21 protein-coding genes are annotated in these 19,660 nt (G+C 59.2%); 6 read left to right on the top strand and 15 right to left on the bottom strand.

What is annotated here, in order from left to right:
- Positions 1–347 precede the first annotated feature (347 nt).
- From M9Q49_RS30710 to M9Q49_RS30700, 3 genes are all read left to right on the top strand, one after another.
- Positions 348–2,390, top strand: coding sequence for a hypothetical protein (locus tag M9Q49_RS30710; protein ID WP_254513124.1), 2,043 nt, complete (start codon positions 348–350; stop codon positions 2,388–2,390).
- Positions 2,391–2,525: 135 nt separating this feature from the next.
- Positions 2,526–3,833 carry a DUF2092 domain-containing protein gene (locus M9Q49_RS30705; protein WP_254513123.1) on the top strand — a complete coding sequence of 436 codons (1,308 nt, stop codon included), beginning with the start codon at positions 2,526–2,528 and terminating at the stop codon, positions 3,831–3,833.
- An 81-nt stretch (positions 3,834–3,914) separates the two neighbouring features.
- A complete protein-coding gene (locus tag M9Q49_RS30700) occupies positions 3,915–4,490 on the top strand; it encodes an NADPH-dependent FMN reductase (protein WP_254513122.1) in 576 nt (191 codons plus the stop codon).
- 62 nt (positions 4,491–4,552) lie between these two features.
- On the opposite strand, the gene M9Q49_RS30695 is transcribed toward M9Q49_RS30700, so the two are convergent.
- The 3 genes from M9Q49_RS30695 to M9Q49_RS30685 form a co-directional block, all read right to left on the bottom strand.
- Complete coding sequence (locus M9Q49_RS30695; protein ID WP_254513121.1) at positions 4,553–5,095, bottom strand: hypothetical protein; 543 nt, start codon at positions 5,093–5,095, stop codon at positions 4,553–4,555.
- 100 nt (positions 5,096–5,195) lie between these two features.
- The gene (locus M9Q49_RS30690) at positions 5,196–5,603 is read right to left on the bottom strand and encodes a hypothetical protein (RefSeq protein ID WP_254513120.1); all 408 of its coding nucleotides are present in this window, start codon (positions 5,601–5,603) and stop codon (positions 5,196–5,198) included.
- A complete protein-coding gene (locus M9Q49_RS30685) occupies positions 5,569–6,288 on the bottom strand; it encodes a metallophosphoesterase (RefSeq protein ID WP_254513119.1) in 720 nt (239 codons plus the stop codon). The genes M9Q49_RS30690 and M9Q49_RS30685 overlap by 35 nt, the downstream gene beginning before the upstream one ends.
- Positions 6,289–6,368: 80 nt before the next feature.
- Between M9Q49_RS30685 and M9Q49_RS30680 the strand changes: the two genes are divergently transcribed.
- Positions 6,369–7,118: a carbon-nitrogen hydrolase family protein gene (locus tag M9Q49_RS30680; protein WP_254513118.1), complete on the top strand. Its 750-nt coding sequence runs from the start codon at positions 6,369–6,371 to the stop codon at positions 7,116–7,118.
- A gap of 38 nt (positions 7,119–7,156) precedes the next feature.
- Here M9Q49_RS30680 and M9Q49_RS30675 read toward each other — a convergent pair whose 3' ends face one another.
- Complete coding sequence (locus M9Q49_RS30675; protein WP_254513117.1) at positions 7,157–8,422, bottom strand: class I SAM-dependent rRNA methyltransferase; 1,266 nt, start codon at positions 8,420–8,422, stop codon at positions 7,157–7,159.
- A gap of 64 nt (positions 8,423–8,486) precedes the next feature.
- On the bottom strand, positions 8,487–9,827 hold the full coding sequence (locus M9Q49_RS30670) for a TlpA family protein disulfide reductase (protein ID WP_254513116.1): 1,341 nt from the start codon (positions 9,825–9,827) through the stop codon (positions 8,487–8,489).
- Positions 9,828–9,917: 90 nt separating this feature from the next.
- Between M9Q49_RS30670 and M9Q49_RS30665 the strand changes: the two genes are divergently transcribed.
- Positions 9,918–10,331: an NUDIX hydrolase gene (locus tag M9Q49_RS30665; protein WP_254513115.1), complete on the top strand. Its 414-nt coding sequence runs from the start codon at positions 9,918–9,920 to the stop codon at positions 10,329–10,331.
- Between the two features lie 48 nt (positions 10,332–10,379).
- Here the strand turns inward: M9Q49_RS30665 and M9Q49_RS30660 are convergent, their stop codons facing one another.
- The 3 genes from M9Q49_RS30660 to M9Q49_RS30650 all read right to left on the bottom strand — a co-directional run bounded on the left by M9Q49_RS30660 (position 10,380) and on the right by M9Q49_RS30650 (position 12,470).
- Entirely contained in the window at positions 10,380–11,327 is a 948-nt protein-coding gene (locus tag M9Q49_RS30660) for an aldo/keto reductase (RefSeq protein ID WP_254513114.1), read from the bottom strand.
- Between the two features lie 66 nt (positions 11,328–11,393).
- Entirely contained in the window at positions 11,394–12,227 is an 834-nt protein-coding gene (locus M9Q49_RS30655; RefSeq protein WP_261365343.1) for a hypothetical protein, read from the bottom strand.
- Positions 12,228–12,275: 48 nt separating this feature from the next.
- Positions 12,276–12,470, bottom strand: a complete 195-nt coding sequence (locus M9Q49_RS30650) for a hypothetical protein (RefSeq protein ID WP_254513113.1) — start codon at positions 12,468–12,470, stop codon at positions 12,276–12,278.
- A 102-nt stretch (positions 12,471–12,572) separates the two neighbouring features.
- Between M9Q49_RS30650 and kdsB the strand changes: the two genes are divergently transcribed.
- On the top strand, positions 12,573–13,346 hold the full coding sequence (gene kdsB / locus M9Q49_RS30645; RefSeq protein ID WP_254513112.1) for a 3-deoxy-manno-octulosonate cytidylyltransferase: 774 nt from the start codon (positions 12,573–12,575) through the stop codon (positions 13,344–13,346).
- On the opposite strand, the gene M9Q49_RS30640 is transcribed toward kdsB, so the two are convergent.
- The 7 genes from M9Q49_RS30640 to M9Q49_RS30610 form a co-directional block, all read right to left on the bottom strand.
- Positions 13,339–14,613, bottom strand: coding sequence for a hypothetical protein (locus tag M9Q49_RS30640; protein ID WP_254513111.1), 1,275 nt, complete (start codon positions 14,611–14,613; stop codon positions 13,339–13,341). The genes kdsB and M9Q49_RS30640 overlap by 8 nt on opposite strands.
- Positions 14,614–14,705: 92 nt before the next feature.
- Positions 14,706–15,122 carry a ribosome silencing factor gene (rsfS, locus tag M9Q49_RS30635; RefSeq protein ID WP_254513110.1) on the bottom strand — a complete coding sequence of 139 codons (417 nt, stop codon included), beginning with the start codon at positions 15,120–15,122 and terminating at the stop codon, positions 14,706–14,708.
- A gap of 100 nt (positions 15,123–15,222) precedes the next feature.
- Positions 15,223–16,344, bottom strand: a complete 1,122-nt coding sequence (gene dprA, locus M9Q49_RS30630; protein ID WP_254513109.1) for a DNA-processing protein DprA — start codon at positions 16,342–16,344, stop codon at positions 15,223–15,225.
- Between the two features lie 265 nt (positions 16,345–16,609).
- Positions 16,610–17,242, bottom strand: coding sequence for a response regulator transcription factor (locus tag M9Q49_RS30625; RefSeq protein WP_254513108.1), 633 nt, complete (start codon positions 17,240–17,242; stop codon positions 16,610–16,612).
- 120 nt (positions 17,243–17,362) lie between these two features.
- Positions 17,363–18,442 carry a 3-dehydroquinate synthase gene (gene aroB / locus M9Q49_RS30620; RefSeq protein ID WP_254513107.1) on the bottom strand — a complete coding sequence of 360 codons (1,080 nt, stop codon included), beginning with the start codon at positions 18,440–18,442 and terminating at the stop codon, positions 17,363–17,365.
- A complete protein-coding gene (locus M9Q49_RS30615; RefSeq protein ID WP_254513106.1) occupies positions 18,439–18,663 on the bottom strand; it encodes a hypothetical protein in 225 nt (74 codons plus the stop codon). Before M9Q49_RS30615 ends, aroB begins: the two co-directional genes overlap by 4 nt.
- A 75-nt stretch (positions 18,664–18,738) precedes the next feature.
- Complete coding sequence (locus M9Q49_RS30610) at positions 18,739–19,599, bottom strand: tetratricopeptide repeat protein (RefSeq protein ID WP_254513105.1); 861 nt, start codon at positions 19,597–19,599, stop codon at positions 18,739–18,741.
- Positions 19,600–19,660: the final 61 nt, after the last annotated feature.

Raw genomic sequence — 19,660 nt, 5'->3', positions numbered from 1 at the left:
CCGCCAGCTCGCGATAGACACTCCAGACACGCATGCCTTAGTGGATAGGAGTGGTAATCATGCTCTGCTGGCAATCCTGCACCGACTTTTTGACGCGAACCTTTTTCGGCCGCTCGCGTAGTATCCCTACCGGAAGCTCGTTCGCTGGGATGCGACGCCAGCACGCGGAAATTGGATATTCCTGGTTCGGACGCCAGGCCGCAGTGTTCCACCGGGATTACCCGGTGCTAGCACACCAAAGCTGCGATTGTAAGAAATTCAGCAGGTGCGCTATATTGATTGCCACAAGGATTGAGGGTGACTTTTCGGTTGCGTTTTGCCCGCATAGGAATCTGAGGGACGAGGCCATGAGACGGATCGCCATGGTGGCAGCGGTGTTGATTGCCGCATTTGTTTTCTTCTCGACAACGACGTCGGCTACCGCGCAAGTGGTGCCTGCCTTCGGACAAACTTCGGTGGCTCAACCGATCTACGCCCAGCCGGCCATCCAGCCGCAGCGCAGTGCCGAAGCCGAACAAGTCCGCATGTGGTATCGCGATTACCTTGGTCGCGAACCAGGACCAGAATTGACCGCCTGGGTCGAGTTGCTCCGCGGCGGCATGTCGCCCGTCGATCTGCAAGCCACGATCCTCGGCTCGGATGAATTCTTCAACAGCAAAGGCCGCGACCCGCAGACCTTTGTGCTCGAAACCTTACAAGCCGTGACCTGGAACCAACCTACCAATCAAGATCTGCAGCGCTGGACAAATCGCCTCACGCAATTGCGTGGCGACCGCTTTGCCCTGGTGCGCGAAATCTTGATGACGAACACCACCAGCCAGCCCAACGTGGCAGCCGGCACGGTCGTCGATCTGTCGACTCGCTTGTCGTCGGCCGTTCGCCTGCTGAACGACACCGCGGCTTTCGAACTCGGCGGCACGCTGCAAGGTCAACAAGTCACGCTTCGCAGCCAGGCGATGCTCGACTCGGCTGAATCGTTTCGCCGGGCTGTCGCTCAACGCAACTTCCGCCCTGAATCGGTGCAACAAGAACTGCAAAACGTCGATCGCTCGTTCGATGCCGTGCAAGCCGCACTGAGCAATCCGCCGGGCACGGCCCCTTCGACCTCGTCGATCGCTCGCCGCGTGGCAACCTTGCTCAGCGATACTCGCTCGTCGCTCCGCCTGCCGACCGATCCGATCTACGGCGACTATCCGCCGACGTTGCCGGGTGTTCCTGGTGGCGGCACGGGTGTGGTCGAAACGCAACGGATTCTCGCTCAAGTCGACTCGATCGCTCGCGGCACGCAATCGATCATTCAGCTGTATCAGACTCGCGGCAGCTACGACTACACGCTCAATACCACGCTGCGTGACCTCGATACCTTCGCCGGTCAGCTCGATAACTTCCGCCTGTCGGCCCAACGGACCTCGTCGCCGCAACGGTTGCAGTGGGAATTTCAACAGCTGAACGATCAAGCCCAGCGGATTCGCCCGCAGTTGCTGCAAGGCACGCCGCCGACCTTCACTCGCCTTTACTGGCAGAGCGTCGAAAGCGGTTTGCTCCAGCTGAACGACACGCTCGCTCGCAGCACTGGCACGATTGGCAGCAACCCGACGGGACCTTTCAACCCTGGCCCGATTAACCCCGGCCCGATCTATCGCCCCAATCAAGAACTGCTCGTCGCCATCGACCAAGCCATGGCCCAGAGCGATGCGTTCCTCGCCGGTCTCGCCCCCTTCGTCTTCGGCATTCCGGAAGTGCCGCGGCTGCAACGCGATATCCGCACGCTGAAGGGCCGCCTGGCCGAACTGCGGCAGAGTGCGGTGCAAGGCGACTCGAGCTTCAACTCGACCGAACAAGTTCGCCTGATGAAGCTCGACTTCGACACGGCCTACAACCGCTGGAGCCAAATCGTCACCGGTTACAAGCTGATCAACTACACCAAGCTCTCGCCGGTCGGCAGCAGCATCGATCAAATCGATCTGCTCCTGCAGCAAGACAAGACCTACATCGGCGTCGCTCGCCCGGTGTACGGCTCGCGAGTCGATACGCTCATCACCGCCATCAGCCAAGATTCGGCCGCCGTGCAAACCACGCTGCAAGGCCTGGTGAATTACACCGAGTCGCGAGCGATCTCGCAGTCGTTCGGCCAGCTCGATGGTTACACGCAAACGCTGACCAACCTGCAACGCGATCGGACGCGAACCTACGACGATCAACGTCGCACGGTCGCCATGATGCAGCGGATTGTGCAGAACATCGACGCCAACACGGCTCGGTTGGAAGACCGGGCCCTGGCCGCTCGCGATCGCGATGGTCAGCTGCGGGCTGCCGACGTGCGGCGGTATACGGAACGGATTGTCGGTGAGCTCAATGATCTGGAGCGCGAAGTGAATCAACTGCCGTAGTTTTTGTTCTTGTAGTTCTCGTTTCTTGCGTTTGTTTTCAATTGATCCTTAGCTAGTTCAACGTCTGTACCTGATCGGCGAATATTCCAGGGACTGGAAAGCGACGCCGATTAGCCGCGGGAAGGAGCTCGTTCGATGCGTCTCGTTTTATCGCTCGCTTGCGCCGGTGTTTCGGCCTGTTTGTTTGCCACGTCGGTGTTGGGCCAAGGACAGCCCGCGCCACAAAATCCCGCTGCTCCGCAAGGTCAGCCGGCGTACTCGCAGCAACAAGCCAGTGCCGACCAGGCCAAGTTCGATGAAGTGCTGGCCGAGTGCGTGAAGTTTTTGAAGACGGCCCCCAACTACAAACTCGAAGTCACCAACGATTGGAAAACCGCTCGCGGCGCCGAAGGGCAGAATCATTACAAGATGACTCACGCCCGGCCGAACCTGTATCGCATCGAGGTGCAGTCGGGATTTTCCAAAACCCCCGATCTGATCTGTGCCAACGATGGCACGCAGGTAACAACCCTGCACGACGCGCAACAGTTGTACTCGCAGCATCCTGCCGCTGAAGAAGGTGAACTCACGCACAACGTGATGCTCGCCCAAAGCCTGGCCGGCTCGGGGATCGAGATCCTCATGCAGCCGAACCTGCTCGACTTCATTCACGCTCACGCCACCAGCGTGAAGTACATCGGCTTGGAAATGCTCGACAACGCTCGCTGCCACCACTTCCACACGCAGTGGGGTCAGCAACAAGTGGAACTTTGGATCGGCGCTCAGGGTGCACCGCTGCTGAAGCAGTTCTCCCGGACCACGCAGGTCAACATCGCGGCCGACAATCAGTTTCAAATGGTCGCCACGTCGAAGCTCAATTGGAAAATCGGTGGCACGATTCCGGAAGGAACCTTCCAAATCAGCCTGCCTCAAGATGCTCGCCGCGTGCACTGCATCTATGAAGCGCTCTCCTGCGACGAAGCCGTCGATCTCGTCGGTCAGCCTGTCCCCGCCATCGAACTAGTGCAACTCGACGGCAGCCGAATGAAGCTCAAGCCTGCCGAAGACAAGCTCGCTACGGTGCTGATTTTCTGGGCTTCGTGGTGCACGCCGAGCACGGCTGAAATGCCGAAGGTTACCGGCTTTGTCAAAGACACCGCTTCGCAAGGTGTGCAATTTTATGCAGTCAACGTCGGCGAAGACGTGAGCCTGGTTCGGCGGTTTGCGACGAAGCACGAATTCACTTCGGCTGCCGTCTGCGATCCCGCTGGTGCAGTTAGCCACGCCTTCCGCCTCGGCGAACTCCCTGCCGTCGTAATCATTGACCGCCAAGGCAAGATTCGCTCGGTGATGCACGGCGCTGCCAAAGACCTGCAAGCCAACGTCACCCGCGAACTGCAAGCCATCGCTGCTTCGCCAGTGCTCGCCCCCACTCGACCACCCGTGACCGGCTTGAAACAATAGGACGATTCACTTCGTCCTTATTGTCGTAGGCCGGAACCAGCGTACTCGCGCAGTTCCGGCATGACTTGCAGAGCCAACACCATGCCCGCTCCTAAAATTCTCGCCTTCGCCGGCAGCACGCGTAAAGATTCCTTCAACCGCAAACTCCTGCCAATCGCCGTGGCCGGCGCTCGCGAAGCCGGCGCCGAAGTCACCGTCGTCGAACTCGCCGATTACGACTTTCCGCTCTTCAATCAAGATCTCGAAGCCGCCGGCGCTCCTCCCGGATTGGCAAAGCTCAAGCAGCTGTTCATCGATCATCAGGGCTTGCTCATCGCCTCGCCCGAATACAACAGCTCGATCACGCCGCTGCTGAAGAACACCATCGACTGGGTCTCCCGCCCCTTCCCGGGCGAACAAGGCTTGCTCGCCTTCCGCGGCAAAGCAGCCGGCCTGATCAGCGCCTCCCCCGGCCAACTCGGCGGCTCGCGCGGCCTCGTTCACCTCCGCTCCATCCTCGGCAACATCGACGTGCTGGTCCTGCCGACCCAATCATCGGTGCCGCAAGCGATGAATGTCTTCAATGAAGACGGCTCGCTGAAAGATGCGAAACAGCAAGCCAATGTCAAAGCAGTCGGGCAGAAGCTGGCCGAGTTGCTGAAGAAGCTGCATGGCTGAACTGCATGCCTCACCCCGAGGGAAGCGAACGTTTAACTCCGGGGCGATGTGCAACGAGAAACTCAATTTGGAGACAAGTCAATGCAAAGGCTCTTCTCAGAACAATATCGGGGCGCTGGTTCGCCACTACCGTAGAACGATTGGAAAGAAAAGTGAATCGCGCATAAGCCGGAATTATTCAAAGCGATCAAACGATGAACTGCCGCGATTCCCAGCGGATCGAGAGCTACTGTCGAGTAGAGCAAAACTTCTGGTCTTTGTTGAAGAGCCGCGGCAACCCCCAGCAGACAGCAGGGCGTCCACGGATTTCGCCCGAGGATTTCATGCACTGGCTCGCCCAAAGTGGCGATCACCCGCGCCGCTTCTTGCTTCGAGATCTTGGCAGCTGCGGCTAACCACTCTGCCGACCCCTGAGCGCGCAGCCAGTAGCGAATTCCACGCGCCTGCATGGCGGGGCGGCAAATGATCGCGGACTTGCCTTGGCGTCTGGCGATGTCTTGAATCTCAGACTCCAGCGCAGATGCCTCGTCGTGAAACCCGAGAGGAATATGCAGACAGTAAATGTTTCCTGGCGCCAGGCTGAAAGTGGGAAGTAAGAGTGGCATGCAGATATCTCACTACTCCCGGAAGCAAGCAAAATAGTCGCGGACGGCCTCGGAGTCGAAACAGGGAAGGAGGAGTAGGGTAGGCGGGAGCCTGCCCTACTCACTTGAGAAAGTTTTCGCCCCAGTTGATATTCGCGATGTTTGCCACAAACAGCTCGTGATCCCGGCTAGCCACAAAGTACCACTCGTTGAAGCCAAAGTCGTAGTCGGTTTTGACAAACCAATGCGACGCCCATCTCCCTTCGTGCGTGTGACGATCCTTACGGTCACACACTCGGTAACGCGAATAACTCTGGGTACATTCTCCATCGCCGGGCCCGAAGTTTTGCCAGCACCAACGATTGGCAAAGTCGAGTTCGGGAAACGACACCTTCAACATGACGCTGAAGGGGAAACGTAAGAGCCGTTCGTTGCGCTCTATTTTTTGCGAGGCGCGATCTTCAACAGAGTCGTCATCGCTGGCCAAGTATTCTTCAAAGCTCGCGGCTTCGACCGTTCGATAGCTCATCGCTACCTCGTAATGATTGAGTTTTGCGAATCTCGCCAACGTTGTTGACCTGCCATACCACATTGTTGGTCACATCAAGCGCTGTCAGCCAGCCGCCACGCACACAGTTGGTATCGATGCAAGTAACGCCGTTCATCTTTAGCACATTGCCAGATCGCTGTGCCGTGTGTCCGCAAATGACGTGCTTCCCCGAGCAATGTGGCTTTGTGGCTGCGGATATAACTCGCCAGCGCAGCGCCATTGGCGATTGATTCTCCCAGGCGACATCTTCTTCAAAGCCCGCGTGCACGAATACGTACGTGTCTGTTTCGAGATAGTTCACGCCGTTTTGCAGATAGGCAACATGGTCGGCAAGGCGAGGAACTTCGCGGAGCGGCAGCCCCGGCGACCATCCATACGACGACAACGTGCAATCACCGCCGTTCCGGAGCCAGCGATCCAGTGCTGCAGGATTGTTGAATGCGTCGAGCATCAGTTCTTCGTGATCGCCGATGAGTTGCACTACTCGACAGCGAAGTGCCAGCCTCATCATGCGATCGATGACGCTGCAGGAATCAACCCCGCGATCAACAAGATCGCCGAGTTGCACGACAACGTCGTCCTGGCTGGGTGCGATCCGATCCAGCACTGCCGCCAGTGCACGATCGCAACCGTGGACATCGCCAATCGCTATGGTGCGAGCCAAGCGATCACCTCTCATTTCTCTCGTGCTCGTTATGCTACCGTAAATCCATCAAAACCAATCGTCAATCAAGTAACGTCGTGATGTCTGATCGCTTTCGCATCGCCGCCGCTCAAGTCCCGTCGCAGCGCGGAGACTTGGCCGCGAACTTGGCAACCCACCTGGCCGCGCTCGAAGCTGCGGCCGAACACGACGTTTCGGTGATGATCTTTCCCGAACTGTCGCTGACCGGATATGAACTCGAAATCGCGGCGGAGTTCGCGATGTCCATTGATGACGCGCGACTGGATCCGCTGCATGAAGTCGCCCGCACGGCGAACATGCATATCGTGCTCGGCGCCCCGCTGCGAAGTAATTCCGCCAAGCCGTTCCTAGGATCGATCATCCAGCGCGCGAACGGCACACGTAATTCCTACGCCAAGATGCATCTCGGCGGCAACGAGCCGGATTACTTTATTCCTGGCGATCGGCCTGAAGTGCTTAGCGTCGCGGGTCATTCCATCGGCCTAGCCATTTGTGCAGATACCGGCAAGCCGTCACACCCCCAGACGTATGCTGCCGGCGGCGCGGATATTTATGCAGCCAGCGTCTTTCTCACCGAGGAATGGTACACGTCCGACTCGCCGCGCTTTCCGCGTTACGCCCGCGAACATCAATTCCTCGCCGTGATGGCCAATCAAGGCGCTTCGCGCGGCACGCTGCAATCGGTCGGCAAGAGCGCGATTTGGTTGCCGGGAGGCGAGTTGCTCGCGGAAGCACGAGGAACGGAAACGGCACTTGTCATCGCCACGCGCGAACAGGATACGTGGCGCGGCGAGGTTGTCTTGGTTTAGTCGATAGTCGCCACTCCCTCTAACGCTCTGGGCTACCTTTAGAGCATTCGCATCCACACGCCGTTGAGGTATTCACTCTCGGGGCAATTGCTCGCCACCGGATGATCCGGCGCAGCGCCGCACTTCGAGAGGATCTGCATCGCCCGCGGGCCGTTGCGGGCGCCTTGCTCTTTGGTAGCCGCTTGCAACTCAGGGCCGGCCTGGCGGGAGGCGAGGCAGACGAGCTGCATGAAGTCATCGGCGGGAAGCAAACCCGCACAGGTGCAAGTCAGCATCAAGCCGCCCGGCGCGACGAGCCGCATCGCGAGGCGATTGAGATCGAGATGTTTGCGACGGCCTTCTTCGTACTCGAGTCGTGTGCGGATCAGCTTCGGCGGATCGAGCACGACGACGTCGAATTTCTTTCCCGCTGAGAGTAGGTCGCGCATATAGATGAACGCATCGGCTTGGACGAACTTGCAGCGGGCCTGATTGAGGTTGGCGTTTTCCTTGGCGAGAGCCAGCGGATGCTCGTCGAGATCGACGCCGGTCACTTCGGCAGCGCCGCCGAGCTTCTTCGCTTGAATCGCAAAGCCGCCGGTGTAGCAGCAGACGTCGAGCACCGTGCGGTCCTTGCAATACGCCGCGAGCTGGCGGCGGTTGTCGCGCTGGTCGCAGAAGAAACCGGTCTTGTGACCTTCGCCGAAGTCGACACGAAACCGCGTGCCGTATTCTTGAATGGTGATGCGCGACGGGCAGAACTCCGACTTGATATCGGGCCCCTCGAAACCTTCTTGCGACATCGTGGCCGGGCCGCAGCGAATGAGCCGATGCGTCGTGCCACAGAATGGCTCGAGCATGGCGAGAATCGCATCGGCTCGCTGATACATACCGGGGGTGAAGACTTCAGCCGACAGCACATCGCCCAGCTTGTCGATCACCAGCCCTGGAATTCCGTCACCTTCGCCGTGGATGATGCGGTAGCTGTCGGTCACATCGTCGAGCTTGAGCACATCCCGTCGCAGCTTGACGGCTTCGACGAGCTTTTCCTGCCAGAAACTCTTGTCGGGAATGCGCTCGCCCCAGGTGAGCATCCGCACGGCGAGTTCGGCGCGGGGATTAATAATGCCGTAACCGACGACGCGGCGATCCGCATCGATTACCCGCACATAATCGCCAGGCCGAACCTCGCGAGCGACGAAATCGATCCGCTTGCGGAAGAGGTTGGGATGCTGGCCGGCCGATTTCACTTCGATCGTGGGAATGCGGTCGGGATGTTCCGGCGCGAGAGGCCGCGGCGCGAGAAGGGGGGAAATGGTGTTCATCGAGTCCATCTTCCCCTTTTGCCTGCGGCTGGCAAGGTGACGGCGACGCGCAAGACGGGCAAAGTTACTTGACAGCCGCGGTAATCGCGGCTTCCAGTTCTTTCAAACCCTGCTCGGGCCGAATGTCGTACAGGCCGGCGTGATACGCCGAAATCTTGCCGGCGGCGTCGATCACCACAAACAGCGGCAGCTTGCCGCCGGCCGTGCGTGGATCGCCGAACTGCTTAACTAGCGCGCCGTCGTCGAGGGCGATCGGATAGCTCAAATTCATGAACGATTTCAGCTTGCGAGCCGAAGAAATGGCAGCGCGACGAGTATCGGCCGAGGCCAGCCGATCGTCGACGTTCACGCCAATGATCACCGCTGTGTCGGCATGCTTTCGCGAGGCGAAATCGAGATAACCGACCTGGCCGTAGGGCTCTTCCAGCGGCGCGTCGCGATATTCCCAGAAGTGGAGCACCACGACTTTGTCTTTCCAGTCGGCGGTGTTCAACTCTTTACTATTGAGGTCGGTCAATTTCAACTCCGGCATCTTCAGCTCGGCGAGCGACTTGCCGACCGCAGCCGTTTTCAGCGCGAGGAGCGCGCCGGCCCTGCCCTTTTGGTTCTGCACATCGGCGGCAGCCGCGGAGGCGAACTCGGCCAGCGGCGTTCCCTCGGCGGCCTTTTGCAGACCGGCGATCTGCTTTCGCGCGAGGGCCAGTTGTTCGTCATTCAGTTCGGCTCGCTCTTGTCGTGGTTGTCGTTGCAGCGCAGCTTGCAATTCCAGCCATGACGTGAAGGCTTGAGCAGTCTTCGAGGCTTCGCTGGCGGTCAGTTGCTTCTGCTCTTTGAGCTCGTAACGCAATTCGTGTTGTTGTCCTTGACCGACAAACACCGTTTCGCGAACGGCGACGACCAGGCCGCTGTCTTTCGCAACGTGCAGCGTGCGTTTCGGGCCGTAGGCGGTTCGCACGTCGACCGTCCAGCAGCTTTGATTCGCTTTGGTCGATTCGCCGGTCACTTCGTAATCGAGCCGATCGGCAGACCACTTCTGACCTTTGGCCAGCGGGCTCTCGGCAGTAAACAGAATCGGCGACAGCGGCACGACACTCTTGCCATCGTTTCGTTCAAACAGCAGCGCCGGCGCGGTCGGCTGATCGCCGCGCTGCGTCGAGTCGACGCTCCAGCGATTGAAACGCTCCGTCCACGACCAACTGCCGCGGCCCAGTTCGGTGATGACCCAATCGACCTCGCGCGCCGTCCCGGTGGTTGGCCCCATCACGGCGGTGAGCGTGAACTCCTTGTGCTGCGGATTGCCATCGTCGCGCGTGGCCACCATCTTTCCCTCGTAACGCAGCAGTGTGCCGTCAGGGAGTTGAGCGGGCGCGAGCGCAGCGAGAGTGAGAAGCAGAAACGCGTGCATGGCGAGCCTCAGGAAGAGGAAGGTGGGAAGCCGGCGGGATGCAAATAGCGTAACCTAAGTGGCATCCAGAAAACAGAGAATCGCCGCCGCATGACTACTCTACGAACCCGCGTCGCCGCCTATGCCGTGATCGCCGACAGCGAGCGGATTTTGCTCTGCCGCATCTCCGCGCAGCTGCCCGATCTCGCCGGACAATGGACGTTGCCCGGCGGCGGCATCGACTTCGGCGAAACGCCCTTGGCTGGCATGATTCGGGAAGTAAATGAAGAAACCGGCCTGGCCGTCGAACCGATCGATGTCGCGCACGTCGATTCCTTCGTGCGGCCGACGCCCGAACGTACCACACACCACGTGCGAATTATCTACCGGGCGCGTGTGATTGGCGGTGAGCTGCGACACGAAGTCTCCGGCAGTACCGACCGCTGCGAATGGTGGCCGAAGGACAGCCTGCCGCCGCTCGTGGATCTCGCCGAGATCGGCGTGAGGTTGGCGTTTGCAGTTTAGTGATCGCTCTCCGCGTGGTGTCGCGCCACGCGGAGCGTGACGACTACACTACTCGCCCGCACCAGGATCGTTGTTCTCTTTCCGACCTTCCACATAACACCAATTGTGAATCGGCGCGAGAATCTGCTGCACTTCGGCGAGCAGTGTTTGATCGATGGGTAGCGCTGCCCAATCGACCCACTTCCTGACGTTTTCAGGATTCGCCGAGCCGACGATGCAGGTGGTCATCGCTGGATTCTCAATGCTAAACTGCACGGCGAGCTGGGCGATGTCGACGCCGCGGCTGCGGCAGTGATCGGCCGCTTGCTTGGCGATCGCACGCACCTTGGGGGTCGCTTTGTGCCACACCGGCAACGGCTGCTCGGTGAGCAAGCGGGCCGAGAACGGCGCCGCGTTCATCACGCCAACTTTCTTGCTCTCCAGATACGGAAGCAAGTCGGCCAGCATTGTGTTCTGCAGCGTGTAGTGGTTGTACGAGAGGACGACATCGAGGGGCTGTTGATCAAGCACGTATTTAAAAATGTTCATCGGGTAGCCGCTGATGCCGATGAAGCGAACCTTGCCTTGCTCCTTGATCTTGCGGAGCGCGGGGAGGGTTTCTTCGATGATCTGCCGCATGTCGACGAACTCGATGTCGTGGCAGAGCATGATGTCGAGATAGTCGACGCCCATTCGATGCAAGCTGATATCGACGCTCTCGACGACACGACGCGCGGAGAAGTCGAAATGCGCGCCGTCATAACGGCCCAGCTTCGTGCCGAGCAAATACGAGTCGCGCGGCACGTCGCGCAGGGCCACGCCGAGCAGCACTTCGCTCATGCCGCGGCCGTAGTAAGGGCTGGTATCGATGAAGTTCATGCCGAGGTCGAGCGCCGTGCGCACACTCCGCAGTGCTTCATTCAAATCGACACTGCGGAACTCTTGCCCCAGCGAGGAAGCTCCAAAACTGAGCTGCGCAAGTTTCAATCCCGTCTGACCCAGGCTTCGCATTTCCATACCGACGTAATCCTCTAAATCTCACTGGTGATGAATGTCAATGAATTGATCGATCCCGCGCGCACGCTATTCATCCGCGCTGGGCGGTTGCGGGCCGTAGAACTTCGTGATGTCGATGGCACCTTTCTTGGTGTCTTCCTCGAGCAGTTTCAAGCGGATCTCGAGCCGGCCGATCTTGGCTTGCAGTTGCGGAATAAGGTTCGGCGCTTGATCCGCCTTTTTCGGCCGCGGCACCGGCGGATAGCCGAGGTGCCGTTGCAGCGCGAGGAACAAAAACACCGGATCTTTACGGCAGTTGGCCCAGGCAATTTTTCCTTCCTTCACGTCGAACAGCACCGGCCGTTCCGCAGGAGGCTCTTCGCCACGTTGCTGCCAGTAATACGCACTGCGGGCATAAATCAATTCCGCGAAATCAATCAAGCCGATCTGCGCCCGCACAATGTAGATCCATTCTTTCCACGCGTCATCGAAGAGTGGATCTTCGGCAATCGCACCGAGGCCCGGATCGTATTTCAAGCGATTGCGACACAGACACTCGAGCTGAAACATAAACAGCCCCTGCGGCCGCGGCGCGTGACTGCGATATTCGGCTTCGCTGCGCAAAATATCGACGGCGATGCGCATGTCGAACCGGCCACTCTCCGCTTCGGCTTCGCGAATCACGTAGGTTTGAAACGGCGCAAAATAATGTGGCAGTCGCGCCATCGCCGAAGCCATCGCCCCCGCATGCTTGAGCTCGGCTAGAAGAAAATCGATCGCCATCGGCAACCGCGTGGTGCTGAGCAGTTCGTTCTTGATCTGCAGCAGCAGATCCTGCACGGTCTGATTCTCCGGCAGTCGCTCACCGAGCGCCCGAAAGAGATAAGCCTGCTCGATGTATTCTTCCGTGTCGAGAATCATGGGGAGAGAGACGAGGGATGGGAGACGAGAGGCGAGATAAGACAAGGATCAGATCTGGAACGGGCGATTGAGCGAGATTGCTAGCCAGCGCACGAATTGCACCAGGCAAACCGTGCCGATCACTGCCGCAGCAAAGGTCAGAGCGTATTCGCGACGCCCGGTCGGCGGTGGCCAACTCGCCATCGCGATGAAGGCCCAGACCAGGGTCAGGTGAAAGTAAAAGCTCGCTTTGGAGATCTGCATGGAACAGCACCTACACTGCAAACTGCCGTTGAGTCGACCGCAATTCTGACGGTACATTCGGCGGTCCAGGCATCTCTTTCTCTGACAAAAGCTAGCACCGCCATGTCAACTGTTGCTCCTCGCCCGCGCGTGGCGATTGTCATTCCCGCTCGTTTGCACTCTACCAGATTGCCGCAGAAGTTGCTGCTGCGCGAAACGGGCAAGTCGATCCTGCAGCACACCTACGAAGCCGCCTCGCAAGCGGCGGGCATCGATCGCATTTGCGTTGCCGCCGACGGCGAAGAGATTGCTGCCGAAGTCCGTTCGTTCGGCGGCAACGTCGTCCTCACCGATCCCAATCACGCCAGCGGCAGCGATCGCGTCGCCGAAGTGGCCCGCGGTTGGAATGACATCGACATCATCGTCAATGTGCAGGGAGACGAGCCGGAAATCTCCGCCGCAGCCATCGAACAAGTCGTTGGCTTGCTCGTGCAAAATCCGGCTGCAGTCATGTCGACCTTAAGTACGCCGATTCGGACGAAGGAGAAACTCAACGATCCATCGTGCGTGAAAGTCGTTTTCGACGAAGCCCAGCGCGCGATGTACTTCAGCCGTTCGGTCATTCCTCATCCGCGCTCTTGGAACGATGAGTTGCTCGCTGCCGAGCCCGCGCATTTTCATCAGCACATCGGTTTGTATGCTTACCGCCGCGACTTCCTGCTGCAGATCGCCACGCTGCCCCGGCCAGCGATCGAACAACTCGAAAGCCTCGAACAACTGCGCGTGCTACACGCCGGCCAGACGATTCTCGTCGGCAGCATCGCTGAACCGAGCATCGGCATCGACACGCCAGCCGACTATCGAGAGTTCGTTGCCCGCCATAGTTCGCTTACTTGAGCCGGGCGGTCTGAATGCGGGTCACTTCGCGGGCTAGATTGATCTGCACATAGGAATCGAGCGACCGCAGCGTGGCGAGCGTGCCCGGCGAATCCCACGCGGGGCGATCGGCAATCAGGTTTTTCACGCGCAGTTCATTGCGCTCGGCCAGTTGCTTGGGTTTTTCCAGTCTGGCAACTGCGGTCCGCTTGGCTTGAATGTTTTGCTGATGGCCTGCGTCTTGATTTTGCAGGACCATGGCGGCGGTGTTGACCATGGCGATCTGGGCATCGATGGCGCCGACGATTTCGTCGTAGACGATCTTCTCTTTGCGATACGCCTCGAAGTCGTCGTCATACTGCCGCAAGGCGCGCTTGTAGGATCGCTCTTCGCTGGCATCGATATTTCCGTCTCGGTCGCGTTGCGGGCGGACTGGTAGCGTTGGTGCGAGAGGAATGGGAATGGTGCTGCGCTGCACCGTTAATTGGTTGAACGTCGCCATCAGCGTTTGCAGTTGCGGTCTCGCGGAAGCGAGAAACGTGTCATACGCCGCAGTCGCTGCCGTTACCAAATCATTCGCTGCGTTGACTTCGACAGCGATCGCCGCGGTTTTCTGCTGGGCGGCAGCGTAGTCTTCATCGGCGTCTCCTCTCCACAGCGCGTAGTTCTCCTTGAGCATCTGCTCGCGCTCGCGGTAAGTCGCGGTCATTGCTGTTTGAGTGTCGCGCAGGTCCGCATTCCATCCGGCGGGTAAGGCAGCGAGCGCCTCGCGCCAGGTTTTGGCTTGCAGCGGCGCGAGCACACCTTCGCGATTTGCGACCAGCTCGAGATAGCTCACCAGCTTGCCGAGAAACTGCACATCCTCGAGATCGGTTGCCGTGGGTGGATTGGCCGAGCGAGTTTTTAACTGGGCGATGAACGTTTGCATGTCGGCGTGAATCACGTCGTCTTTGCTGGCCTTGAGTGCCAGCCAAAGGTGAAGTCGTCGTAATGGCCCCGCGCTGCGGGCCCCGGCTGGAATGCTCTCGATCAATTCCAGAGCCGGCAAATCGCGGTTATTAGCCGCTCGAGCGAGCGACATTGCATATTTCGACAGCACATCAGCCGTCGCAGGATCGTACGACTGCCAGGTTTGTTCGGCTGCGCGGAGATTGGGGAGCGACGGGGCCGCGATCGCGGGCAGCAATCGATCGATCAATTCATCAGCGCAAGCGTGCTGAGAAGGCAGCCCGGCAAACGACAGAATCAGCGCAACAAACACGCCGTAGAGGAAAGAGCTGGCAGGCATCGTTCACCTCAGTGACGAACAACGGGGGACACTCACAGTATCCCCCTTTTACCAGCACAACCCAACCGTTTCTCGAACAGATTTTCGAGAAACTACTTCCAAGCCACGGGCTGAGCGCCGGACCAGAGGTCTTCGAGGCGATAGTAATCGCGCGTCTTTTCGTCGAAGAGATGAACCACCACGGAGCCGAAGTCGAGGAGCACCCAGGGGCTGTCCTGGTAGCCTTCTTGGCCGAAGCGGCCGCAGTTGAGCTCTTTTTGGAGGGTGTCGTCGATGGCATCGGCAATGGCGCGGAGCTGCCGCTGGCTGGAGCCGGTGGCGACTACGAAGTAGTCGAAGATCGGCGCTTGCTCGCGCATGTCGAGCACCATGACGTTTTTGCCGTTCAGCTCTTCCGCGGTGCGGGCGGCGGCGGTGGCGAGCTCCATGCTGCGATGCGTACTAGTGCGTGCTTCCAATTGGCTCACCATGCTGGCCACGAGAACTCCTGCGAAAGAAGGGAACAACATTTGATTCTACTCAGGGAAGTGCGAAATTACACGCCCGGGGTTCACGGCAAAACCGTCTTACGCGCCGGATTCTACCGGGAATGCGGATTACCACCGTCAATTAGTGGTAGCGCTGCACCCGGTTGCCGCTCACCCGCCGCACCAAACGCTTCATTTCCAGGACACTTAGGGTCGACAGAACCCGCGGCACGGGCAGGCAGCTACTAACGATCACGTCGTCGATCAGGCTCGGTTCGTCGCCAATCGCGGCCAGCACGGCTTGTTCTTGCGGATTGAGCTGCAGCTCGACCGGATGTCGAATCTCCCGACCGTCGTCGCTCTTGGCGGGCGAAGCAAGCGGGCCGAGCTCTTCCAAAACGTCGTCGACACTTTCGATCAGCTTCGCTCCGTCGCGAATCAGGTGATGACATCCATGCGCCATGCGATTGTCGACGCGGCCTGGTACGGCAAAGACTTCGCGACCTTGTTCGTTGGCCATCCGCGCGGTGATGAGCGCGCCGGAAGTTTTGTCGGCTTCCACCACAATCGTGCCGAGGCTGAGTCCGGAGATGATTCGATTCCGCTGCGGAAACGCCCCACCGATCGGCGGCATCCGCGGCGGCTGCTCGCCGAGAACCGCGCCGCTTGTGGCAATCTCTTTCGCCAAGCCCGCGTGTTCTGGCGGATAGATCTCACTCAGACCACTCCCCAACACCGCGAGCGTTCGACCGCCGGCTGCGAGTGCGCCACGGTGCGCAGCCGCATCAATACCGCGAGCTAAACCGCTGACCACGGTATAGCCCGCCCGTGCGAGGCCGCCAGCCAGTCGCTCGGCTTGTTGCAAGCCATACGAGGTCGCGTGGCGGGTGCCGACAATGGCGATGGCCAATTCGTCCGCAGTAGCAAGTGCGCCTTTCAAAAAGAGGACGCCGGGCGGATCGTGAATATCGCGCAACCGTTGCGGATATTGCTCGTCGCTCTCCAGCAGCACTGCGATCCCTTCGGCAGTGCAGTGGGCCAACTCTTCTTCGGCATTTACTTCACGGGTCGCGGCTTGAATGGCCGCGGCCAACTTAGCGCCGACCCCTTTCACCTCGCGCAGCTCTTTCTCCGGGGCTGACAGGACGGCAGCTGCGGATTGAAAGCGTTCCAGCAGAGCCTGGCGAATGATCGGACCGACGCCGCTGACCAGGGCGAGGCGGACGGCGGCGATGCGCGCGGGATCGGAGCTCAACTCGGTCATGGTTGTCCAGGCAGGGGACAGAGCGTTATGGGTAGGAGAGGCCTACCATGATGCCGACTAGCAAGTCGGCAAGCAAGAAATAAAAAACGGTCGACTCGGTATCTCGCGCGACCTGCCTTCGCTTGAGATTCCAAATCGACCGCTGTAACTATCATTACATGCAGGCTGTAAAATCCAACCCCCGCGACCGACGGGGCGTTCAATTTTATGATCTTATAACTCGCAGCGAATGGGTTTTGCGGTGCTTAGAACCGCCTTATTGCGGTTAGGAGCCCTTGCTGTCGGCCTGAAAGAAGTCCACCAAAAGTGCGAGGCGAACTAGCTCGGCCAGGGATCCAGCACCCATCTTTTTCATGATGTTCGAACGTCGGAGTTCAACCGTTCGCAGACCGATATCAAGGTCCGAAGCGATCCGCTTGTTGGGGAGCCCTTCGAGCATCTTGCGCATCACCGCAATTTCGTCGGCGGTCAAGGTGGTCAGTTTATTCTCGACATCGGCCTTCTGACGGCGGAGGGCTTGCTGGGCCTGTTCGAGATTCAAAGCCTGCTGGATGGCAGCGATCAGGTCGGTATCGTTGGCCGGCTTTTCGAGGAAGGTCACGGCTCCGGCCTGCATGGCTCGCACCGCCGTCGGCACATCGGCAAACGCCGTGATGATGATCACCGGCAGCGTACTTTTCCGCTCGGCCATCTTTTCCAGCAGTTGCAGGCCCGTCAGACCGGGCATCCGCACGTCGCACACGACACAGCCTGTGTCGGACGGCTGCAAGTTCGAGAGGAACGATTCCGCCGAAGAATAACCTTTGGCGGTCAGCCCTTTCATGTTTACCAGGGCCAGCAACGACTCGCGAACTGCGGTGTCGTCATCGATAATGTGAACGGTGCTCTGGTTGGCCATGGGATCACTCTTCCAAAAACTCGCTTGCGGCTACCCGTAAGGTAGTTCAATTATCGGACTGATGGCAAGCGTTACGGCAAAAATCAAACAAGGAATTCTGGCCGACTAGTGCCAGCACCCTTAGCTTTGCAGGACTTTCAGCACGAGATCAGGGGAGACTCCCGAAACTAATTCGACGTGCCCCATTCTTGTAGGTAGGACAAACCGCAATTTGCCATGCTCGACTTTCTTGTCGTGCTGCATCGCTGCTATGAGCTGCTGCGGATCGAGCCCCTGCACCGCTATTGGCAATTGTAGCGCGCGGAGCAGATTGAGCTGCCGTTCTGTCAAAGAAGCGTCGATCCGCCCGAGCAATTCTGCCAGTCGCGAGGCCTGCAACATGCCGATCGAAACCGCTTCGCCGTGCAGGAACGTGCCGTAGCCGCTGACCGATTCAATGGCGTGACAAAACGTGTGGCCGTAGTTGAGAACCGCCCGCAAACCGGTTTCTTCGCGCTCGTCTTTTTCAACGACTTGCGCTTTGAGTTCGCAGCAACGGGCGACCACATACTCCAGGGTTTTCAAGTCGCGGTCGAGCAGTTGCGGCACCACCGATTCGAGATACTCGAAGAACGGCGCGTCGAGAATCATGCCGTACTTCACTACTTCGGCCAGGCCGGAGAGGTACTCGCGCTTCGGCAGCGTTTTCAAGGCATCGAGATCGATCAGCACGCCCGTCGGTTGCCAGAAGGCGCCAACCATGTTCTTCGCGGCCGGTAGATTGATGCCGACCTTGCCGCCGACGCTGCTGTCGACTTGCGCGAGCAATGTCGTGGGGATCTGAAAAAACGCCAGGCCCCGCGTGAACGAGGCTGCGATAAAGCCACCGAGATCGCCAACCACGCCGCCGCCGATGGCAATCACGATGCTCTTGCGATCGGTTTTGCAAGCGAGCAGTTCATTCCAGAGACGTTCGACCTGAGCGAGACATTTACTCTGCTCGCCGGCTGGAACTTCCAGAAAACTGCAGCGATATCCCGCGGCAGTTAGTTCCTGTTGAAGTGGCTGACCGTACGAAGCGCTAACGTTGGCATCGCAGATCAGCACCGCATGGCGGCCAGGATGTCGCGCCTGAAAGAACGCCGCGGCCTGCGAGAGCAAACCACTTCCCACTTCGATATCGTACGACCGCGGCCCCAGCTGAACACGAACCGTGGTCATGCCCGCACGCGCGCCAGGTCAGCCGCCGAAACCGTGATCTGCCGGCAGAAACCGGTGTGCACGCGGACGTATTCGAGTCCGGCACAGGCGTCCGGCTTGGCGTGTAGCTTCGCCTCGAGCTGAACTTTTTCCGCGGCGGGAATCGCTCCTAATTCCGCGGGCCAAACGGTGTGGGTTTCCACCACGAGCGCTTCGCGATAAGGATCAAACGTATCGGCCACGGCGGCAAACTCCATCAAGCGGGATAATGTTCGGGAGGCCCCAATATATCGTGCCGCCCGGCGATCGGGGAGGCATTAGTAGAGTGCCAGCGACAGATTCCGCCGGAACGTGCCGGTGAGCGGATTGCCTTCGCCGAGGATCTTGAACGCATCGACCATCAGTTGCCGGGCCTTGTCGCGATTTGGCCCTGGACCAGCTTCGACGACAGTTAACAATTCCTTGAGCCCTGGTTCGTAATTGCCGGCGCCGAGCAACGCTTCGGCGAATTTCAGCCGGGCGGCCTGATCGTTCGGGGCCTGCTTCACCGCAGCTTCCAGTGCCGTCAGATCGCCACCCGAAACACGGCTCCGCCGCAGATGCAATTCGGCCTGCAGCCGCTCGGCTTCCGGTTCGAGATAGCCCCGCTCGTTGAGCTTGGCCAGATTCTTTTCAGCTTCTTCGACCTGCTCGAGAGCGAGTTGCACACGAATCAAACCAATGGCTGCGGCGACCAAATCGTCTTCGACAACGAGTGCCTTTTGAAACAACTCTGCGGCTTTGGCGGGATCTGACTTCTCCACTGCCTCGGCCTGCTGCACGAGTTGATCGGCTTCGCTGGGCAGGAGCGACTCGATCCATTGTTTGAGTTGCGGTTCGGTCAGCAGCCCGACAAACGAATCGACCACCATGCCGTTCCGCAGTGCGTACACGGCTGGAATGCCATCGACGCGAAAGGCCTGGGCCGCTTCGGGCACTTGTTCGACATCGGCTTTAACGAGCGTGAACTGGCCGGCGAATTGATTCGCCATCCGCTCGAGCATCGGCCCGAGCTTGCGACACGGCTGGCACCACGCCGCCCAAAAGTCGAGCACGACCGGCATCTGCTTCGAGCGCTCGATCACATCTTGCTGAAACGTCTCCGCCGACGTTTCAACGACCCACGGTGAATTGCTCATAGTGATTTCCTGAATGAATGCAAAATGTAGATCGCAGAATGCAGAATGAAAATTCGAGGGC

This window comes from Anatilimnocola floriformis, from assembly GCF_024256385.1.
Classification (GTDB): domain Bacteria; phylum Planctomycetota; class Planctomycetia; order Pirellulales; family Pirellulaceae; genus Anatilimnocola; species Anatilimnocola floriformis.
The sequence above is the reverse complement of the archived record's forward strand: the minus strand, read 5'-3'. Positions and strand labels throughout refer to the sequence as shown.